Below are 18,591 nucleotides of genomic sequence, written 5' to 3'. Positions count from 1 at the left end.
CCCTGGCCGGGCCACCGGTCGTAGCCCAAGCGGTGGCCGCGGGCGAAGACCATGCCGTTGATCGCCGAGGACCCGCCGAGCCCGCGCCCACGCGGCAGTCGTACAGATGTGCCGGTGGCCGACTGCTCGACGGTGACGTCCCCCCAGTTCGCGGGGGTCTGGAGCAGAGTCGGCCACGCGGGAGGCGAGGCCTGCGCGGGCAGCATCTTCGAGCCACCCGCCTCGATCAACAGGACCTGCGTGTTCACGTCCTGCGACAGCCTCGCCGCCAGCACACAGCCGGCCGTCCCCGCGCCCACGATGACGAAGTCGAATCCCGGCACGCGGCCCTCCTTCGGAGCGTCGTCACTCCTGCACGGCTTCGCCCAGCCGCTATCAGGTAGCGAAGCATCACGGTCGCACGGCGGGAAGATGACGCGCGGCTTTGATTCCGTCACCGTGATGGTCCGAAACACCGCCGACCAGACGCCCTATCCGGGGCCGGCGCGCTACGAAACAGGTGACCAGGACCGCTTCTTCGGCCGAGACCACCTCATCCAGCAGCTGCTGGTCATGGTGCGCGAGAGACCCGTGCCGGTGTTGGTCGGCCCGTCTGGCACTGGTGAGTCCTCGCTCCTGCGCGCCGGACCGATCCCGAACCTGCGCACTACTCCCACCGCCCGCTGCCCCATACGCCGCCGGACGACGGCGAAGCCCGGCCGCTGACCAGCGCACGGCACCTCCGTCCAAGGCGCCCCGACCGGTGTCCAGCCACAGCGTGATCACTCCGCGCAGGCCCTGGACGCCCAGTTCGCTGCCGTGGTCACCCCCGGCAGCGAACTGGTCCCCTTTCAGCTCATGCGGATACTGACACGGTTGGCCATGGCCATGCGGCTGCCGCCCTTTTCGGGCGTTCCGCATCGCTGATCGTGCGGGAGACGGCCGCGGTCGGGACGCCGAGCCGGTCGCGTTCGGCGAGCAGCCGGCGGTGATGGCATCGAAGCAACGGTGGCTGTTGCCGCCGGTCCACGCGCGGGCGGCAGCACACCGGTCTGGTCGCCGGGCCGCAGAGTCCGGGCGCTCACGCCCAACATCCGTGCAACCCGTGCGGTGGGCCAGGCCACCAATGCCTGCTCACGAAGTGCTGTGCTGGGCCGGTGTTTTGCCCTAACCAGCGCGATAGAACCTGACGCTGCGGCAACTTCACGGCTGGTAGCCACGCTCCGGCCTTGGCGCCTCCGCGAGCGGCCCGGCGCCGGGCGGGTCCCGAACCGAGCCTGTACGCCCCGGATGGCTTCGGAGCATCGTTGGTTCCGCCTTCTCGAGAAAGGAATAGCAAAACCCATCTCGTCTGTGGAGACCACGGTGCGCAGTGGACGATGTGACCGTCCGAGGCGCGTCTCTCCTTCCACAGCGGCCTCCGCTACGTCCCTTCGCCACCCCATATTCGAACAACTGACTTTCACAGTCGCATCATCCCGCCCCCTACCGCATCTCCGGCGATGTATATATATCGCGCCATACAAGCAAACGCTGTCCGCATATGTGCGCGGCATGTAGAGCAAAGCAATGGGAACGTTGCGTATAACTCTGCCCAATTGTGTTCGCCGAAGCGGTTGAAAGCGCGAGTTCGGGGTCAGGATGGGGCCGAAATTGCGCCCTTGCCCGCTGACAGGTCACAGGGTGCCGCTGCATGGGGAGAGGAGGCGTCCGCACGTGACGCAACGCGGAACACGCAAGGCAGCGGAGCGTATGGCGGGTGAGGCGGCGGAACGGTTGCTGCAGCTCGGACGGCAGTTGCAAGGGGCCGCCACGACGCCGGACGGGCGTGCGGTCTTCCGCACGGATCAGCAGGTCAACGACGCTCCCTACCGTGAGCGTTGGGCGCACGACAAGGTGGTCCGCTCGACACACGGCGTGAACTGCACGGGTTCGTGTTCGTGGAAGGTGTACGTCAAGGACGGCCTGATCACCTGGGAGACGCAGCAGACCGACTACCCGTCGGTGGGCCCGGACCGGCCGGAGTACGAGCCGCGCGGTTGCCCACGAGGCGCGTCGTTCTCCTGGTACACCTATTCGCCGACGCGCGTGCGCTATCCGCATGTGCGCGGCGTCCTCCTGGAGATGTACCGGGAGGCGCGGTCACGGCTGGGCGACCCCGTCGCCGCCTGGAACGAGGTGACCGGGGACCCGGGCAAGCGCCGCCGTTACCAGAACGCGCGCGGTAAGGGCGGACTGGTGCGGATCGGCTGGGACGAAGCGCTGGAAATCGCGGCCGCCGCCCATGTGCACACCATCCGTGCCCATGGTCCTGATCGAGTGGCGGGGTTCTCCCCGATTCCGGCGATGTCGATGGGCTCGCACGCGGTCGGCGCCCGGTTCATGTCGCTGATCGGCGCGCCGATGCTGTCGTTCTATGACTGGTACGCGGACCTGCCGATCGCCTCGCCGCAGGTCTTCGGCGACCAGACCGACGTACCGGAATCGGGCGACTGGTGGGACGCGGCGTACCTGATGCTGTGGGGCTCCAACGTGCCGGTGACCCGCACACCGGACGCCCACTGGATGGCCGAGGCCCGCTACCGCGGCCAGAAGGTCGTGGTGGTCTCCCCCGACTACTCGGACGCGACGAAGTTCGCCGACGAATGGCTGCACCCCCACCCCGGCACGGACGGCGCCCTGGCCATGGCCATGGGCCACGTCATCCTGCGCGAGTGCTTCGTCGACCGCCAGGTCCCGTACTTCACCGAATACGTGAAGTCCTTCACCGATCTGCCGTTCCTCGTGGAGGTGGAGCAGCGCGGTACGTCCTTCGTGCCGGGCAAGTTCGTCACGGCGGCCGGCCTGGGGCTGTCCGAGGAGGGGCAGGCGGAGGCGTACGGGCGGTGGAAGCCGGTGGTCTTCGACGCGGGCCGCGGTGCTCCCGTGGCACCGCCCGGCACGTTGGGGGAACGCTGGTCCGAGCACGGTGCGGGCCGCTGGCACCTCGGCCTGGGCGACGTGGACCCTCTGCTCACCTTTTACGAGGAGCGGGCCGGGACCAGCGTGGAGGTCGTTCTTCCGCGCTTCGACCAGGGCGCAGAAGGCGGGACCGGCGGCGGAGGCACCATACGCCGGGCGGTTCCGGTGCGCGAGGTCGGCGGACGGTGGGTGACGACCGTCTTCGACCTGCTGTTGGCCCGGTACGGCGTGCACCGTCCGGGCCTGTCGGGGCAGTGGCCCGAGGGGTACGACGATGCCGCACTGCCGTGCACGCCGGCCTGGCAGGAGTCGCTGACCTCGGTGCCGGCGGGAGCGGTGGTGCGGGCTGCGCGGGAGTTCGCCCACACCGCGGAGAAGACGCGCGGTCGCTGCATGATCGTGATGGGGGCCGGCACCAACCACTGGTTCCACTCGGACACCATCTACCGGTCGTTCCTGACGCTGTTGCTGCTGACGGGCTGTCAGGGCGTCAACGGCGGTGGCTGGGCGCACTACGTCGGTCAGGAGAAGGTGCGCCCGTACGCCGGCTGGCAGCAGATGCAGAGCGCGGCTGACTGGGTACGGCCCTCGCGGCAGATGGCCGGGACGCCCTTTTGGTACCTGCACACCGACCAGTGGCGCTACGAGTCGTACCGCGCCGACGCGCTCGCCTCCGCGACGGGACAGGGACTGTTCGCGGGGCGGCACACCGCCGACCTGGTGGCGCAGTCCGCCCGCCTGGGCTGGATGCCCTCCGCCCCCACCTTCAGCGACAACCCCCTGGCCCTGGGGGAACGGGCCCGCGCCGACGGGCGCGAGCCAGCACAGTGGGTCGCCGACCAGCTCCAGCGGGGACAGTTGCACTTCGCGTGCGAGGATCCGGACGATCCGGCGAACTGGCCGCGGGTGCTGACGGTATGGCGGGCCAACCTCATCGGTTCCTCCGCCAAGGGCAACGAGTACTTCCTGCGGCATCTGCTGGGCGCCGGCGACAACGCGAGCGCCGAGGAAGCACCGCCCGGGGCCCGGCCACGCGATGTCACCTGGCACGAGCAGGCACCGCGCGGCAAGCTCGACCTGCTCCTGGCGCTGGACTTCCGGATGACCTCCACGACCCTGATGGCGGACCTGGTGCTGCCGGCCGCCACCTGGTACGAGAAGCACGACCTGTCCAGCACGGACATGCACCCCTACGTGCACGCCTTCTCCCCCGCGATCGACCCGCCCTGGCAGGCGCGTACCGACTTCGAGATCTTCCACGGCCTGGCGGCGAAGTTCAGCGAGCTGGCCCAGGGCCGCTTGGACACCCGCTACGACCTGGTGGCCACCGCGCTGCAGCACGACACGCCCGGCGAGACGGCACAGCCCGGCGGCGTGGTGCCCGACTGGCGGGAGGCGGTACCGCCCCGGCCCGGACACAACCTCCCGGCGTTCGCACTCGTCGAGCGGGACTACACGGCCGTGGCCGCGAAGCTGGCGAGCCTGGGGCCGCTGGCCGAGGAGTCAGGCATGACGGTCAAGGGCGTGACCGTGTACCCGCGGGCGGAGGCCCGGTGGCTGGCCGACCGGTGCGGAACGGCCCTGCCGCAAGCGGTACGGGGCCGGCCGCTGCTGGACACGGACGTGAAGCTGTGCGAGGCGATCCTCGCCCTGTCCGGCACCACCAACGGACGACTGGCCGCCGAAGGCTTCGCGCGCCTCGCCGAGCGCTGCGGCAAGGACAGTCGGCTGGAGACCCTCGGTGAGTCGGTCGCCGAGCGGCGCGTGGTCTTCTCCGACACCCAGGCGCGCCCGGTACAGGTGGGAGCCAGCTTCGAGTGGTCGGGCAAGGAAGGGCCCGAGCGCCGCTACGCACCGTTCACCATCAACACCGAGCACCGCAAGCCCTGGCACACCCTCACCGGCCGCCAGCACTTCTACCTCGACCACGACTGGATGGCCGAACTCGGTGAGCAACTGCCCGTCTACCGGCCGCCCCTGGACCTGGCCGCACTGGGCGAACACTCCCCGACGGGGGTGGGGAGCGCTCGCTCGGTGACGGTCCGCTACGTCACTCCGCACTCGAAGTGGTCGATCCACTCCGAGTACCAGGAGAACCTGCTCATGCAGACCCTGGCCCGCGGCGGCCCGGTGATCTGGATCAGTGTCGAGGACGCGGCGCGGATAGAGGTGGCCGACAACGACTGGATCGAGGCGGTCAACCCCAACGGCGTGGTCGTCGCCCGTGCCGTCGTCTCGCACCGTATGCCGCCGGGCACGGTGTTCATGTACCACGTGCAGGAACGCCTGGTGAACGTGCCCAAGTCCGAGACCACCGGCCGTCGCGGCGGCGTCCACAACGCCCTCACCAAGCTCCTGATCAAACCCACCCACCTCATCGGCGGCTACGGCCAGCTGTCCTTCGCCCCCAACTACTACGGACCCACCGGCAACCAGCGCGACGCCGTCACCGTCATCCGGCGCCGCTCGCAGAACGTGGAGTACTGACATGCCTCGCGGCACACCCCCCACCCCGCGCGTCATGGCCCAGGTGGCCATGGTGATGAACCTCGACAAGTGCATCGGCTGCCACACCTGCTCGGTCACCTGCAAACAGACCTGGACCAACCGCACCGGCACGGAATACGTGTGGTTCAACAACGTCGAGACCCGGCCAGGACAGGGCTACCCCCGCGGCCATGAGGACCAGGACCGCTGGAAGGGCGGCTGGCAGCTCAAGCACGGCCGGCTGGTACCGCGCTCCGGCGGCCGCGCCCGCCGATTAGCCCGCCTCTTCGCCAACCCCGAGCTGCCGGCCCTGAGCGACTACTACGAACCCTGGACCTACGACTACGCGAACCTGACCACCGCGCCGCTCGGCGACGACCTGCCCACCGCACCGCCCCGTTCCCTCATCGACGGCCGCCCCACCGACATCACCTGGGGCCCCAACTGGGACGACGACCTGGGCGGCGGCCCGGAGCAACTGGCAGCCGACCCGGTGCTGCGGCAGATGAACGAGAAGGTGCGCCTGGAGTACGAGCAGGCGTTCATGTTCTACCTGCCCCGCATCTGCGAACACTGCCTGAACCCGTCGTGCGTGGCCGTGTGCCCCTCCGGCGCGCTGTACAAGCGCATCGAGGACGGCATCGTCCTCGTCGACCAGGACCGCTGCCGCGGCTGGCGGATGTGCGTGTCCGGGTGCCCGTACAAGAAGGTCTACTTCAACCACCAGACCGGCAAAGCCGAGAAATGCACCCTGTGCTACCCACGCATCGAAGCGGGCGAGCCCACCGTCTGCTCGGAAACCTGCGTAGGCCGGCTGCGCTACCTCGGCGTCATCCTCTACGACCCCGACAAGGTCGGCGCGGCCGCTCGCGTCCCCGACGAGAAGGATCTCTACGAGGCCCAACTCGGCTGCTTCCTCGACCCCTTCGATCCCGAGGTCGCCCGCGCCGCCGAAGCCTGCGGCATCCCGCACGACTGGGTCACCGCCGCGCGCCGCTCCCCTGTCCGCGCGCTGATCACCGACTACCGTGTCGCGCTGCCCCTGCACCCGGAGTACCGCACCATGCCCATGGTCTGGTACGTGCCGCCGCTGTCCCCCATCGTCGACTCCCTCACCCACAGCGGCCACGACGGCGAGGACCCCGCCAACCTCTTCGGCGCCATCGACACCCTGCGCATCCCCCTGGACTACCTCGCCCACCTCTTCACCGCGGGCGACACCGCCCCCGTCGAAGCCGCCCTGTGCCGCCTGGCCGCCATGCGCTCCTACATGCGCCGCATCAACCTCGGTGACCCCCGGGACCCCGCCATCGCCGAGGCCGTCGGCCTCGGCGGGGACGACATCGAGGCCATGTACCGGCTGCTCGCCCTGGCCAAGTACGAGGACCGTTACGTCATCCCCACCAGCTACACCGGAGACCTCCCCCCCGGACACGCTGGACGACGGATGCAGCCTCGACGGCAACGGCGGCCCAGGCATGTACGACACCGGGCTGCCAGGCATGGAGAGCTTCCACACCCCGCCCGCCCCGGAACCGGCCACAGCCGGCAACGGGCTGCGCGGCCGCGTCAACCTCCTCAACTGGAACGGCCGGGGCACACCCAGCGGACTGTTCCCCCGCCGCCGGGAGAACGAACTGTGACCGCCGTACGCCCCGCCGTCCACCAGGCGGCCTCGCTGCTCCTGACCTACCCCGACGGCGACTGGCCCGTACGGCTGTCCGCCGTCACCGAGACGATGCGGCAGCTGCCCGGGGAGGCGCCGGCCGCCCTGCTGCGCTTCTGCGCCTACGCCCGGACTGTACCGGTCCTGGACCTCGCGGCCCGCTACGTGCTCACCTTCGACCGCAGCCGGCGCCGCACCCTGCACCTGACCTACTACACCGACGGCGACACCCGCCGCAGAGGCGCCTCCCTGGCCCGTCTCAAAGCCCTCTACCGCGCCCACGGCTGGCAGCAGGAAAACGGCGAACTGCCCGACTTCCTGCCTGCCGCACTCGAATTCACCGCCCGCTGTCCCGAGCCCGGTCTGCGCCTGCTGCGCGAACACCGGCCCGCCCTCGACCTGCTCGCCCACGCGCTGGAAACGTACCGCAGCCCGTACGCCGAGGTGCTGAGCGCCGTGCGCGCCACCCTGCCCGGCCCCGCCCCCGCCGACCGTGCCGCCGCCCTCGCCCTGGCACGCGGCGGGCCACCCACCGAAAACGTGGGCCTCGACCCGTTTCCTGCCCACGGAGCACCGCACATCGAAGGAGCCCGCAGGTGACCCACGTCCACATCGCCCTGTGGGGAGTGCTGCCCTACCTCGTCCTGGCCGTCCTGGTCGCCGGCACCGCGTGGCGCTACCGCTACGACCGCTTCGGCTTCACCACCCGCTCCAGCCAGCTCCACGAATCCCGCCTGCTGCGCATCGGCGGGCCCCTCTTCCACTACGCCCTGTTCCTGGTCATCGGCGGCCACGTGATGGGGCTGCTCGTGCCCGAGTCCCTGACGGAACGTCTGCACGTCAGCGAGAGGATGTACCACTTCTCGGCGCTGGTGGTGGGCGGGACAGCGGGCATCGCGGCCGTAGCGGGGCTGGGCATTTTGCTCTACCGCCGCCTGCGGATGCCGGCGGTACGCGCCGCGACCAGCCGCAGCGACCGCCTCGTCTATCCGTTGCTGGCCGCCGCCCTGCTGGCCGGGCTGCTGGCCACCGCCTCCACTGCCACCAACCCCTACGACTACCGGCTCGGCGTCTCGGTCTGGTTCCGCAGCCTCTTCGCCCTCGACCCCGACGTCACCGCCATGGCCCAGGCACCGTTTACCTACCAACTGCACGCCCTGCTGGGCATGACCCTGTTCGCCCTGTGGCCCTTCAGCCGCCTGGTCCACGCCTTCACCGCGCCCCTCGGCTACATCATCCGCCCTTACGTCGTCTACCGCTCTCGCCGCGGCGCCGGCGGCCGCGGCCCGTACCGGCCAGGCATCTCGTCCCAGGTCCCGCAGGTGGGTCACCCGGCGCGACAGGCCGCCCCGACGCCCCACCGTACGGCCCGCCGCACCCCCGGGTGACACCCGGCCCGGACGCTGTCGGGCCACCGGGCCTGGCTGCAACGACGACCACGAGCCGACCAGGCGACCAAGCCGATACCGTGCGCGGTCCACAGCACGAAGCAGTTGCTGGAGCATCGATGGGCCACCAGGCCACCACCACACCGAACAGCTACCGGGCGCGCATGCGCGAAGGCATCGGGCGCCTCCCCCCGGCGAGCTTCGCCTCCGTCATGGCGGCGGGCATCGTCTCACGGGCGGCCGCCTCCGTCGGTGCCCATACAGTGGCCCGACTGCTGCTGAGCCTGGGCGTACTTCTCTACGTGGTGCTCGTCGCAGCGACCGCGTGGCGGATCGCCGCGTACCGCAGCCGGATGGCGCAGGACGCCGCAGATCCGGCCCGCGCCTTCGGATTCTTCACCTTCGTGGCGGCATCCGATGTCCTGGCCGCCGACCTGGCCACCGGCCACTGGCGCCCCTTCGCCATCGGCCTGCTGACCGGCGGTGCCCTCTGCTGCGTAGCGCTTCTGCGCGCTGTCGTCACCGTCGCCCGGAACCGGTCGGCACGACCGGACGGCAGCTGGTTCCTGTTGGTGGTCGGCCCGCAGTCGGTCGTCGTGGCCACCACGGAACTGCGGGTCGGGCCCGCCACGGCGGTAGCAGGCATGTGCTGCTGGGGGGCGGGCGTGCTCGCGTATGCCACGGTCACCTCACTGGTCTGGACACGTCTGCGGCGTCACGGTGTCTCTCCGACGGAGCTGACTCCGGTCTACTGGATCGCGATGGGAGCGGGGGCCATCAGCGTCCTGGCAGGGGCGAGCGTGCTGCAATCGGCCTGCTGGTACGGTTCGGTCAGGACAGTGATCACCGCTGTGCTGATGCTGGTGTCGGGCTGGGCAACGGCGCTGATCCCCGTACTGCTGGGTGCCGGCGCGTGGCGGCACATCCGTCACCGCGTACCGCTGCGCTACGAACTGTCCTGGTGGTCGGCCGTCTTCCCGATCGGCATGTACGCCGTGGCCACACAACGGGCCGCGCGCGCGACCAGTGCCGGCCTGTGGCAAGAGGCAGGTCGAACGGCCGCGTGGGCGGCACTGGCCGCATGGACACTGGTCGGCGCAGTCATACTCGTCCAGTGGTCCCGTTCCGGACCTATGTCGCAGCGCAACGAACCACCAGGCTGACCTCCTTCGTACCCGGAGGCTGTCGATATGTGCCCGTCGGCGATCGCTTGGCGGACCAACTGCTCGATGGAAGCCCGTCCTTGAAAGAGGCTATGGGCGCCTGCTCCTGCACGGTCTGGTCGTGCAGCGCCTCCAGGCCGTAGGCGGCGCTCGTCCGGCTGGTTGCGCGGGCGTCGGCATGCAGGGGGAGCATTTCCGCGAGCGTCAGTCGCAGTACGTCACGGGGGTGCGGACGATCACCGAGCTTTTCGAGCCTCTGGTGTACGTGCACCGAGGTCTGCTCGGACGCGAAATCCAGGTGGTGTCCGTTTTCCGCGTCGCGCATGAGGAGGGGGTGTCCGGCTCGCCGCCGGCCCCCTCCTCAGATGCTCTCGCCGCTACGGGTCACTTCCTGCCGCTGGTCAGCCACAGTCCCAGCGCGGATCCGACGAAGACGACGCCGGTACCGACTGCGGCCAGGATCCTCGTGGTGCCGGTGTAGTGGGCGAAGGTGCTGACGTAGACCGCCGCCGCCGTGGAGACGACGAGCAGCAGCCAGAGCACGGGCTTCATCAGGGGTTCCTCCTGTTGTGCGCCCCGGCGGCCCGATGGGCGCCAGGGGTGGGATCTCTTACGCGGTCCACCTTCTCCCTGCGGCCCCGGTCGGCGCATCGGACCGTTCCCCCGAACCTGAGGTGTAGCCAGCTACACCCGTGCGCGACGCAGGTCAGGCGTTCAGGTAGGCGAGCACCGCGCGGACCCGGCGGCTGCCGCTGTCGCTCGGCGGCAGGTTCAGCTTGGCGAGGATGCTGCCGATGTGCTTGCTGACGGAACGTTCGGTGATGAACAGGGTCGTGGCGATCGTGGGATTGTCCAGGCCCTGCGCCATCAGCCCGAGGACCTCCCGTTCCCGGGGGGACAGCGCGTCGAGCGGGTCCCGGCGGCTCATCAGCTGGGAGACGACCTCGGGGTCCAGCGCTGTTCCGCCCGCAGCGACGCGCTCCAGCGCGTCCTGGAATTCCTCGATGTGTCCCACACGATCCTTGAGCAGGTAGCCGATCCCCGAGGCGCCCAGTCCGAGCAGTTCGGCGGCGTAGCTCTCCTCGACGTACTGGGAGAGCACCAGGAGCGGCTGGCCGGGAACGAGTTTGCGGGTCTCGATGGCGGCGCGCAGCCCCTCGTCGCGGAAGCCGGGCGGTAGCCGGACGTCCAGGACGGCGACGTCCGGCCGGTGTTCGAGCAGGGTGGGGACAATCTCGGGTCCGCTTCCCACGACGGCCACGATCTCGTGCCCGACCTCCTCCAGGAGCAGAATCAGGCCCTCGCGGAGTAGCACGTTGTCCTCCGCGATCACGATCCGCACGGCAGTACCACCTCAATTGTCGTTCCGGAACCGACAGGGCTGTCGATCCTCGTCGTACCGTCCAGGGCGGCGACCCGTCGGCGTACTCCGGCAAGTCCGCTGCCCGAGGTGGAGTCGGGTGTGGCCCCGCCGCACCCGTCGTCCCGCACGGTGACGCACAGCGTGGGGCCGTCGTACCGGAGCGAGACCTGTGCACGGCTCGCGTCGCTGTGCCGGGCGATGTTGGTCAGGGCCTCGGCAACGACGAAGTAGGCGGCCGCCTCGACGGCGGCGGGAGGGCGGTGGTCGGTCTCGGGCAAATCCAGGGCGGTGGGGATCGGCCGGCCCGCGGCCAGGGAGCGGATGGCCCCGTTCAGTCCCCGGTCGGAGAGGATCGGCGGGTGGATGCCGCGGATGACGGTGCGCAGTTGGACCAGTGCCTCGTCCACGGTGGTCTTGGCATCGAGCACCATCTTCCTGGAACTCTGGGGGTCCTTGTCGAACCGGCGGTCGGCCAGGGCCAGTCGCATGGCCACCGCCACGAGTTGTGCCTGGGTGCCGTCGTGGAGGTCGCGTTCGATCCGTCGGAGTTCCGCCTCGTGGGCCTGGAGGGCTCCCGCGCGCGAGGCGGTCAGTTCCTCGATCCGCCGGCCGGCGCCGGTCCACGTGCCGAGCATGATCTCTGCGATCCGTGTCTCCAGCCTCACCGTGGCGGGAGCCAGCCAGAAGAAGAGGGCAGCGAGGAGCCAGGCACACACCGCGGACAGGACGATCGCCTGCATCCAGGTGGTGAGGGGGGCCGCGAGGAGGGTGAGGGTTCCGCCGGGCAGGGTCCACCACCACAACGGAATGGAGATCGTCAGCAGCAGACTGAGCAGCACTCCCAGGACGAGGACGGGAAGAACGAGCCCCACGATGCCGTGAACCAGCATCCATGCCATGTCCTTGCGGGTCCCCGGGGACCGCAGCAGTTGCAGCGTCCGCCGGTAGGCATTGCCTTCGGGCGTCGGGTAGGGACGGCGCACGGGGCGGCCGAGAACGCGTTCGGCACGCCGGCGTTCGGCATCGGCCAAGGCGCGCAACGGCCGCACCGCCCACGGCAGGACCGGGGCGACGATCAGCGAGAAACAGAGGATCGGCAACAGAACGTAACCGGCCAGCGAAGGCAGAGCGGTGGTGAGCCCACCCAGCAGATACCTCGCGGATCGTAGGCTGCGGTGCGCCCTCGCCTTCAGGTCCATGGGTCGAGACGGTACTTCACGAGCGTTCACCTGTCATAAGTGCGCGCTACACCTGACAGGTGGAGCCTGCTACACCCTCGGTTCGGGAGCGGGACCGGTGCCGCCCGCCCGGCTCGCGCGATTACGTTCGGTACTCGTTCTGATCGATCGAGCAACCGAGGGACCCACCATGCAACCGATGACGACTCGGGCCATGCGGCTCGCCGTGTCCCTGGAGGAGGTCTCCCAGTCCTATGGCAAGGTGACCGCGCTGGACGGGGTCAGCTGGGGATTCCGCAAGGGCAGTCTCACCGCGATCATGGGCCCGTCCGGATCGGGCAAAAGCACCTTCCTGCACTGCGCCTCCGGTCTCGACCGGCCCAGCGGCGGAACGGTACGGCTCGGTGATCTGGACATGGGAGGGCTCAGCGAGACGGAGCTGACCCGGCTGCGCCGCGAACGGATCGGGTTCGTCTTCCAGGGCTACAACCTCATGCCCTCGATGGACGTCGAGCGCAACATCACCCTCCCGTTGTCCCTCGGCGGCCGCCAGGCGGACAGGCGCTGGCTGGACGAAGTCGTCCACCGCGTGGGGATGGCCGGCCACCTGGACCGGCTCCCGGCACGCCTGTCCGGCGGCCAGCAACAGCGTGTGGCGCTCGCCCGGGCGCTCGTCACCCGCCCGGAGATCGTCTTCGCCGACGAGCCGACGGCCGCGCTGGATCCGAGGTCGGCCGAGCACGTCCTGAAGCTGCTGCGTGACGCGGTCGACGAAATGGGGCAGACGGTCGTGCTGGTCACCCACGACCCGGTGGCCGCGGCCTGGGCCGACAGTGTCGTCTTCCTGAGCGAGGGCCGGATCGTCGACGAGCTGACGGCTCCCTCCGCCGCAACCGTCCTGGCCCGCTGGGGGACGCTGTGAGGCGCGGCATCGCCGCCGGAGTGGCGGTGGCACTGATGTGCGCGGCCATGTTGACGGGCGCGTTCGGGGTCCTGCTGGAGTCCGCACTACGGGCTCACGGATCGACCGACCGCTATGAGCGCGCCGTGGCCGTCGTCGCCGCGAGCCAGCGCGTCGAGGTCGTCAAGGACGACCAGAGCGATGCCAGGTCGCTGGTGGAGCGGGCCCGGGTACCGGTATCGGTGGCGGACCGGGTGCGCACGGCACCGGGGGTCACCGAGGTGGTCGCGGACGTCTCCCTGCCGGTGGTCACCGCCGACGGGGCCGTGCGGACCGGCCGCGGCTGGGACGCGACCGCGCTCACCGAGGTCGAACTGCGTTCCGGCCGGGCCCCGCGGGCGGAACACGAAGTCGCGGTGGACTCCGGCAGCGGCAGGGCCGTCGGGGACACCGTCCGTCTCCAGGTTGGTGGCAAGGCGCCGGAACCCTACCGCGTCAGCGGTCTGGTGGCCGGAGGGCCCGGCGCAGGCCACGATGTCTGGTTCGGCCAGCACACGGCACAGGTCCTCAGCGGCCGTCCCGAGCACGCGGACGCGCTGGTCGTGATCGGCACGAAGGAGACGTCCGCCCGGACGCTGCGGGCGGCCGCCCCCGGTCTGATCGTCGCGACCGGCGCGGACCGTGGCGACGTCGAGAACCCGGAGGTGGCGGCGGCACGAATCGACCTGATCGGCGTGTGTGCGGCGATCGGCGGAGTCGCCCTGCTGGTGGTGCTGCTGATCTTGACCGGTCTCCTGGACACGTCCGTACGGGACCGGACCCGCGAACTCGCCGTCCTGCGCGCCATCGGTGCCACCCCCCGGCAGGTCCGCCGGGTGATCGTCCGCGAGACGCTCAAGGTCGCCGTCCCTGCCTCGTTCCTGGGCGGTCTGCTGTCGCTGGGGCTCGGCACTCTGCTGCACCGCTTCATGGCCGAGCAGGGGGCCCTGCCGCAGGGGCTGGGGCTCGCTCTGGGACCGTTCCCCGTCCTCGGTGCCCTGGTGCTCACCGTGCTCACCGCGGTCGGTTCCGCCTGGCTCGCGGCACGACGCGTGTCCCGGATCCGGCCGGCCCAGGCCGTGAGCGAGACCTCCGCCGAACCGACCCGGCTACCGCGCTGGCGCGTGATCACCGGCCTGGTGCTCCTGGTCGTCGGTCTCGCTTCGGCCGCCACCGCGTTCGCGTTCGGAGGGCAGGTGGCGACCGCGGCCATGGGCGGACTCGTACTCTTTCTCATCTGGGCGGCGGCCCTCCTGGGTCCCTCGATCGCCCGAGGGGGAATCGTCGTCCTCAGCCCCGTCATGCGCCTCCTGTTCCCGGTCTCCGGCCGGCTCGCCACCGACACGGCCACCGCCGCGGCCGTGCGACTCGCGTCGGTGATCACGCCGATCGCGCTCGCGCTCTCCTTCGGCGCCAGCCAGCTGTTCGTGCAGACCACCGCGGTCAACGCCACCCGGACGCAGGCAACCGCGGGGCTGCACGCGGACCAGGTACTCGTCTCGAACGGGCCGGGCGTGCCCCAGGCCATGTACCGGGCGGTGGAAAGGACGGCCGGGCCGGGGAGCGTGACCGCGGTGAAACGCACCACCGTGGTGATGTCGGTCGCGGCCCAGCTCCAGTCCCTGCCCACCCAAGGCGTGAAGGGCGCACTGTCCCATCTGGACCCGGACGTCAAGGCGGGCCGGCTGAAGGGCCTGCACGGCAAGAACACAGTCGCGCTCAGTTCGAACGTGGCCAGCGCGGACAAGGTCGGTTCGACCGTGTCTCTCTGGCTCGCGGACGGCACCGTGATCCGACCCGAGGTGGTGGCCGTCTACGACCGGGGGCAGGGCTTCGGGGATGTCCTGCTGCCGCACGATGCGGTCGCCGCCCACGTCACCGACACGGGCCACGACGACTACCTCCTGGTCAAGGGAGCGGACGACCTGCGACCGGTGCTCGACCGTTTTCCCGGGACCCGTGCCACATCCGCCGGACAGTACAGTGCGGCCCTCACCGAAAAGGCACGCCAGCAGGCCCTGCCCGGACTGCTCGCAGTCGCGGCGATCTCCCTGTTCACCCTGATCGGCGTGGTCACCACGCTGGCCGTCGCCACCGCCTCCCGCCGCCGTGAACTGGCTCTGCTCCGGCTCATCGGCGCGACCCGCGGCCAGGTTCTGGCGATGCTGCGGCTGGAGACCTTCCTCGTACTCGGTACGGGGGCCGCCGTCGGCTCCCTGGTCGCGGCGGTGACCCTGTTGACGTTCGGCGGCGCGGTGACCGGTCTGTCCGCGCTGTCGGTGTCCCCCTCGGTCTGCGCGGCCGTACTGGGCACGGTGTTCCTGTCGGGCACGGCAGCCGTCATGCTGCCCGCCCGCCGGCTGCTGCACCGCCGGAAGTCTCCTCGAACCACGTAGCGGAACCAGGTCCCCCCTCTGTCGTGCACCCGTCCTGGAGCGGGGGGCACGAGCGGAAAGCCGTTCCTTCACGCGCCGCGACCATCACAGGACCGGGCCGAGCCACCGGCAGGCCCGTCGCACCACGACCACCTCTCACTGAACCACTGAACCACTGAACCACTGACCCACTGACCCACCGATGTTGTTCCCCTACCGACAGGAGTTGTTCCATGCACGCACGTGTGTCGCCGAGGTTGCGTCCCGCTCTTTCGCGAGGCGGCCGACGTAAGACCTTGCTCGCCGTGACAGTGCTCACCGGGGCCGTCATGACCACCGGTGCACTGTTCCCGTCCGCGGCCTCCGCTGCCAAGCCGAACCCCGTCCAAAAGAGCCTGAACACCTTGGTGACTGACGACCAGGTACCCTCCGCGTCGGCGAGCGTCGTGGACCGCAAGGGCCAGATGCGTAACTACACCGCGGGTGTCGGCGACCTCAAGACCGGCGCGAAGATGCCCAAGGACGGGCAGGTTAGGGCGGCCAGCAACACCAAGGCTTTCACGGCTGTGGTCACGCTGCAGCTGGTCGCCGAGAAGAAGATCGCCCTGGACGCCCCCGTCGACACCTACCTGCCCGGCCTGCTGCGCGGCGAAGGCATCGACGGACGCCACATCACCATCCGCCAACTCCTCCAGCACACCAGCGGCCTGCCCGAATACCTGGACAAGGGCGCGGTCCTCGAGGATCCGCAGAGGTACTACGAGCCGCGCGAGCTCCTCGACAGCGCCCTCGCGCAGAAGGCCCACTTCTCCCCGGGCGCGAAGTGGGAGTACAACAACACCAACTACCTGGTCGCGGGCCTGATCATCCAGAAGGTCACCGGCCGCCCGCTGGGCGAGGAGATCAACCGGCGCATCGTCGACCGCATTGGACTGCGCCACACCTACTTCCCCACCCCCGGAGACATGACCATCGACGAACCCCACCCCAAGGGCTACCACCGGGACACCGCCGACTCGCCCTGGCGCGATGTCACCGAACTCGACCCGTCTTGGGGCTGGGCCGCGGGTGCGGTGATCTCCACCAACAGCGACCTCAACCGCTTCTATACCGCCCTCCTCAACGGCAAACTTCTGCCCCCGGCCCAGCTCGCCCAGATGCGCACCACCGTCTCCGCAGAGGCGGCCGGCCCGGGTAACCGTTATGGGCTGGGCCTGTTCATGAGGCCGTTGCCGTGCGGCGGCGTTTACTGGGGCCATGGCGGCACCATTCCGGGATACTTCACCTTCGGAGGTGTCACCGAAAACGGCCGTGCGGTCAACATCGCGCTGACCGCCCTCCCGGCCGACGATGCCGCCGGACAGCACGCGCAGACCGCCGTCGAATCGACCCTGTGCCGCCGCTGAAAGCCTCACTGACCTCACCGGGCAGCCGCCGCTCCCACACCGCGGCCGTAAACGCCCGATGAGGGCGGTCAGGCCGGTGGGCGGTCCCCTGCCGCCGTCGGCGCCTGACGGTACCGGTCGCCGCTCCCGCGAACGGGAACGGCGACCGGTACCCCGGCGGGCCCGTGCTCACGGGCGTCGCCAGGCCACCGGAGCGACGGGCCGTCCGGCATGGCCTCACATCCCGCGAGAGCCCGTACCCGGCCCCGGGGCCGGAATCCGCCACCGTCACCGGGGCGCGCACCGACTCGCTCTTCGCTTGCTCTTCACTGTCACCACAGGAGTTGTTCCATGCACGCATGTGTATCGCCGAGGTTTCGTCCCACTCGCTCGCGAGGTGGCCGGCGCAAGATATTGCTGGCCGTGACCGTGCTCACCGGGGCCGTCATGACCACCGGTGCACTGTTCCCGTCCGCGGCCTCCGCCGCCAGGCCGGACACCGTCCAGAACAGCCTGAACGCGCTGGTGGCCGACGACAAGATGCCCGCCGCGCTGGCAAGCGTCACGGACCGCGAGGGCCGGATACGCAACTACACCGCCGGGGTCGGCGACCTCAAGGCCGGGGCGAAGGCCCCCAAGGACGGCCAGGTACGGGCAGGCAGCAACACCAAGGCATTCACCGCCGTGGTCGCACTGCAGCTGGTCGCCGAGAAGAAGCTCGCCCTGGACGCCCCCGTCGACACCTACCTGCCCGGCCTGCTGCGCGGCGAAGGCATCGACGGACGCCACATCACCACCCGCCAACTCCTCCAGCACACCAGCGGCCTGCCCGACTACATGGAGTCGCCCGTCTTCGCGGACTTCCCCGCCGTCCGGTACTGGTACTTCGAACCACGCGACCTGCTTGACGGCGTCCTCGCACAGAAGGCCCGCTTCTCCCCGGGCGCGAAGTGGGAGTACAGCAACACCAACTACCTGGTCGCCGGCCTGATCATCCAGAAGGTCACCGGCCGCCCCGTAGGCGAGGAGATCAAGCGGCGCATCATCGACCGCATCGGACTGCGCCACACCTACTTCCCCACCCCCGGAGAGACGACCATCCGTGAGCCCCACCCCAAGGGCTACGAACGGGAAACGGACGACGGACCCCTGATCGACTACACCACCATGGACATGTCCATGGCCTGGTCTGCGGGTGCTCTGGTTTCCACCAACAGTGGCCTCAATCGCTTCTACACCGCCCTCCTCGGAGGCAGACTCCTGCCCCCGGCCCAGCTCGCCCAGATGCGCACCACCGTCCCCGCAGAGGCACGCGGCCCCGGCGTCCGCTACGGACTGGGCCTGACCAGCACACCGCTGTCATGCGGCGGCGTCTACTGGGGTCACGGCGGAACCGCACTGGGATACCGAACACGAGGAGGCGTCACAGACGACGGACGTGCCGCCGACGTCGCGGTGACCACCACCCCGACGGGTGCGGCCTCCCAGCGGGTGGAGGCCGCCGTCGACACGGCGCTGTGCAACGGCTGACGTGCTGGACTCCGACGGCGAGGTCATCGCCGTCGGACCAGGGCCGCCAACCGATGATCACGCGGTGACCGTACCCCTTCCCAGCCAGGTCCGCTACAAGATCGCGAAGTCAGACTGGAGTACTAGGGCGGCCGTACTCGGCCCCGGCGAGGCGACTTCGACCGGTCCCACTTTGC

At 70.0% G+C, this 18,591-nt stretch carries 14 protein-coding genes and 1 pseudogene; 10 read left to right on the top strand and 5 right to left on the bottom strand.

Annotated elements, in window-relative coordinates:
• Positions 1–323: GMC family oxidoreductase N-terminal domain-containing protein (locus JXZ78_RS12440; RefSeq protein WP_238783058.1), on the bottom strand; the 323-nt coding region annotated here is incomplete at its 3' end.
• Positions 324–441: 118 nt separating this feature from the next.
• Between JXZ78_RS12440 and JXZ78_RS12435 the strand changes: the two genes are divergently transcribed.
• The 6 genes and pseudogenes from JXZ78_RS12435 (at position 442) to JXZ78_RS12410 (ending at position 9,644) form a co-directional block, all read left to right on the top strand.
• Entirely contained in the window at positions 442–705 is a 264-nt protein-coding gene (locus JXZ78_RS12435; protein ID WP_238783057.1) for an nSTAND1 domain-containing NTPase, read from the top strand.
• A 1,026-nt stretch (positions 706–1,731) separates the two neighbouring features.
• Positions 1,732–5,427 carry a nitrate reductase subunit alpha gene (locus JXZ78_RS12430; protein ID WP_238783056.1) on the top strand — a complete coding sequence of 1,232 codons (3,696 nt, stop codon included), beginning with the start codon at positions 1,732–1,734 and terminating at the stop codon, positions 5,425–5,427.
• A 1-nt stretch (position 5,428) separates the two neighbouring features.
• Positions 5,429–7,070: pseudogene (narH, locus tag JXZ78_RS12425) on the top strand (nitrate reductase subunit beta).
• Positions 7,067–7,693: a nitrate reductase molybdenum cofactor assembly chaperone gene (gene narJ / locus JXZ78_RS12420; RefSeq protein WP_238783055.1), complete on the top strand. Its 627-nt coding sequence runs from the start codon at positions 7,067–7,069 to the stop codon at positions 7,691–7,693. The pseudogene narH and the gene narJ overlap by 4 nt, the downstream one beginning before the upstream one ends.
• A complete protein-coding gene (narI, locus tag JXZ78_RS12415; RefSeq protein ID WP_238783054.1) occupies positions 7,690–8,481 on the top strand; it encodes a respiratory nitrate reductase subunit gamma in 792 nt (263 codons plus the stop codon). Before narJ ends, narI begins: the two co-directional genes overlap by 4 nt.
• 119 nt (positions 8,482–8,600) lie before the next feature.
• Entirely contained in the window at positions 8,601–9,644 is a 1,044-nt protein-coding gene (locus JXZ78_RS12410) for a tellurite resistance/C4-dicarboxylate transporter family protein (RefSeq protein WP_238783053.1), read from the top strand.
• On the opposite strand, the gene JXZ78_RS12405 is transcribed toward JXZ78_RS12410, so the two are convergent.
• The 4 genes from JXZ78_RS12405 to JXZ78_RS12390 form a co-directional block, all read right to left on the bottom strand.
• Positions 9,613–9,969 carry a hypothetical protein gene (locus JXZ78_RS12405; protein WP_238783052.1) on the bottom strand — a complete coding sequence of 119 codons (357 nt, stop codon included), beginning with the start codon at positions 9,967–9,969 and terminating at the stop codon, positions 9,613–9,615. The genes JXZ78_RS12410 and JXZ78_RS12405 overlap by 32 nt on opposite strands.
• Positions 9,970–10,028: 59 nt before the next feature.
• Positions 10,029–10,196, bottom strand: coding sequence for a hypothetical protein (locus JXZ78_RS12400; protein ID WP_238783051.1), 168 nt, complete (start codon positions 10,194–10,196; stop codon positions 10,029–10,031).
• Positions 10,197–10,350: 154 nt separating this feature from the next.
• Entirely contained in the window at positions 10,351–10,986 is a 636-nt protein-coding gene (locus JXZ78_RS12395) for a response regulator transcription factor (RefSeq protein WP_238783050.1), read from the bottom strand.
• Complete coding sequence (locus JXZ78_RS12390) at positions 10,974–12,206, bottom strand: sensor histidine kinase (protein ID WP_238783049.1); 1,233 nt, start codon at positions 12,204–12,206, stop codon at positions 10,974–10,976. Before JXZ78_RS12390 ends, JXZ78_RS12395 begins: the two co-directional genes overlap by 13 nt.
• Positions 12,207–12,384: 178 nt before the next feature.
• Between JXZ78_RS12390 and JXZ78_RS12385 the strand changes: the two genes are divergently transcribed.
• The 4 genes from JXZ78_RS12385 to JXZ78_RS12370 all read left to right on the top strand — a co-directional run bounded on the left by JXZ78_RS12385 (position 12,385) and on the right by JXZ78_RS12370 (position 18,415).
• The gene (locus JXZ78_RS12385; RefSeq protein ID WP_238783048.1) at positions 12,385–13,107 is read left to right on the top strand and encodes an ABC transporter ATP-binding protein; all 723 of its coding nucleotides are present in this window, start codon (positions 12,385–12,387) and stop codon (positions 13,105–13,107) included.
• Complete coding sequence (locus JXZ78_RS12380) at positions 13,104–15,521, top strand: ABC transporter permease (RefSeq protein WP_238783047.1); 2,418 nt, start codon at positions 13,104–13,106, stop codon at positions 15,519–15,521. The genes JXZ78_RS12385 and JXZ78_RS12380 overlap by 4 nt, the downstream gene beginning before the upstream one ends.
• 212 nt (positions 15,522–15,733) lie before the next feature.
• The gene (locus tag JXZ78_RS12375) at positions 15,734–16,906 is read left to right on the top strand and encodes a serine hydrolase domain-containing protein (RefSeq protein ID WP_372498415.1); all 1,173 of its coding nucleotides are present in this window, start codon (positions 15,734–15,736) and stop codon (positions 16,904–16,906) included.
• 396 nt (positions 16,907–17,302) lie between these two features.
• Entirely contained in the window at positions 17,303–18,415 is a 1,113-nt protein-coding gene (locus tag JXZ78_RS12370; protein ID WP_372498416.1) for a serine hydrolase domain-containing protein, read from the top strand.
• The last annotated feature ends 176 nt before the right edge of the window (positions 18,416–18,591 follow it).

This window comes from Streptomyces monomycini (assembly GCF_022271435.1).
In the GTDB taxonomy this organism is placed as follows: Bacteria; Actinomycetota; Actinomycetes; order Streptomycetales; family Streptomycetaceae; genus Streptomyces; species Streptomyces monomycini.
Note: the sequence above shows the minus strand (reverse complement) of the source record. Positions and strands in the feature narration are given on the sequence as shown.

Excerpts from the sequence above, each read along its gene's own strand:
- JXZ78_RS12435 (WP_238783057.1), top strand. The coding sequence starts at position 442 with ATGGTCCGAAACACCGCCGACCAGACGCCCTATCCGGGGCCGGCGCGC.
- JXZ78_RS12430 (WP_238783056.1), top strand. The coding sequence starts at position 1,732 with ATGGCGGGTGAGGCGGCGGAACGGTTGCTGCAGCTCGGACGGCAGTTG.
- JXZ78_RS12410 (WP_238783053.1), top strand. The coding sequence starts at position 8,601 with ATGGGCCACCAGGCCACCACCACACCGAACAGCTACCGGGCGCGCATG.
- JXZ78_RS12405 (WP_238783052.1), bottom strand. The coding sequence starts at position 9,969 with ATGCGCGACGCGGAAAACGGACACCACCTGGATTTCGCGTCCGAGCAG.
- JXZ78_RS12400 (WP_238783051.1), bottom strand. The coding sequence starts at position 10,196 with ATGAAGCCCGTGCTCTGGCTGCTGCTCGTCGTCTCCACGGCGGCGGCG.
- JXZ78_RS12390 (WP_238783049.1), bottom strand. The coding sequence starts at position 12,206 with ATGGACCTGAAGGCGAGGGCGCACCGCAGCCTACGATCCGCGAGGTAT.
- JXZ78_RS12385 (WP_238783048.1), top strand. The coding sequence starts at position 12,385 with ATGACGACTCGGGCCATGCGGCTCGCCGTGTCCCTGGAGGAGGTCTCC.
- JXZ78_RS12375 (WP_372498415.1), top strand. The coding sequence starts at position 15,734 with ATGCACGCACGTGTGTCGCCGAGGTTGCGTCCCGCTCTTTCGCGAGGC.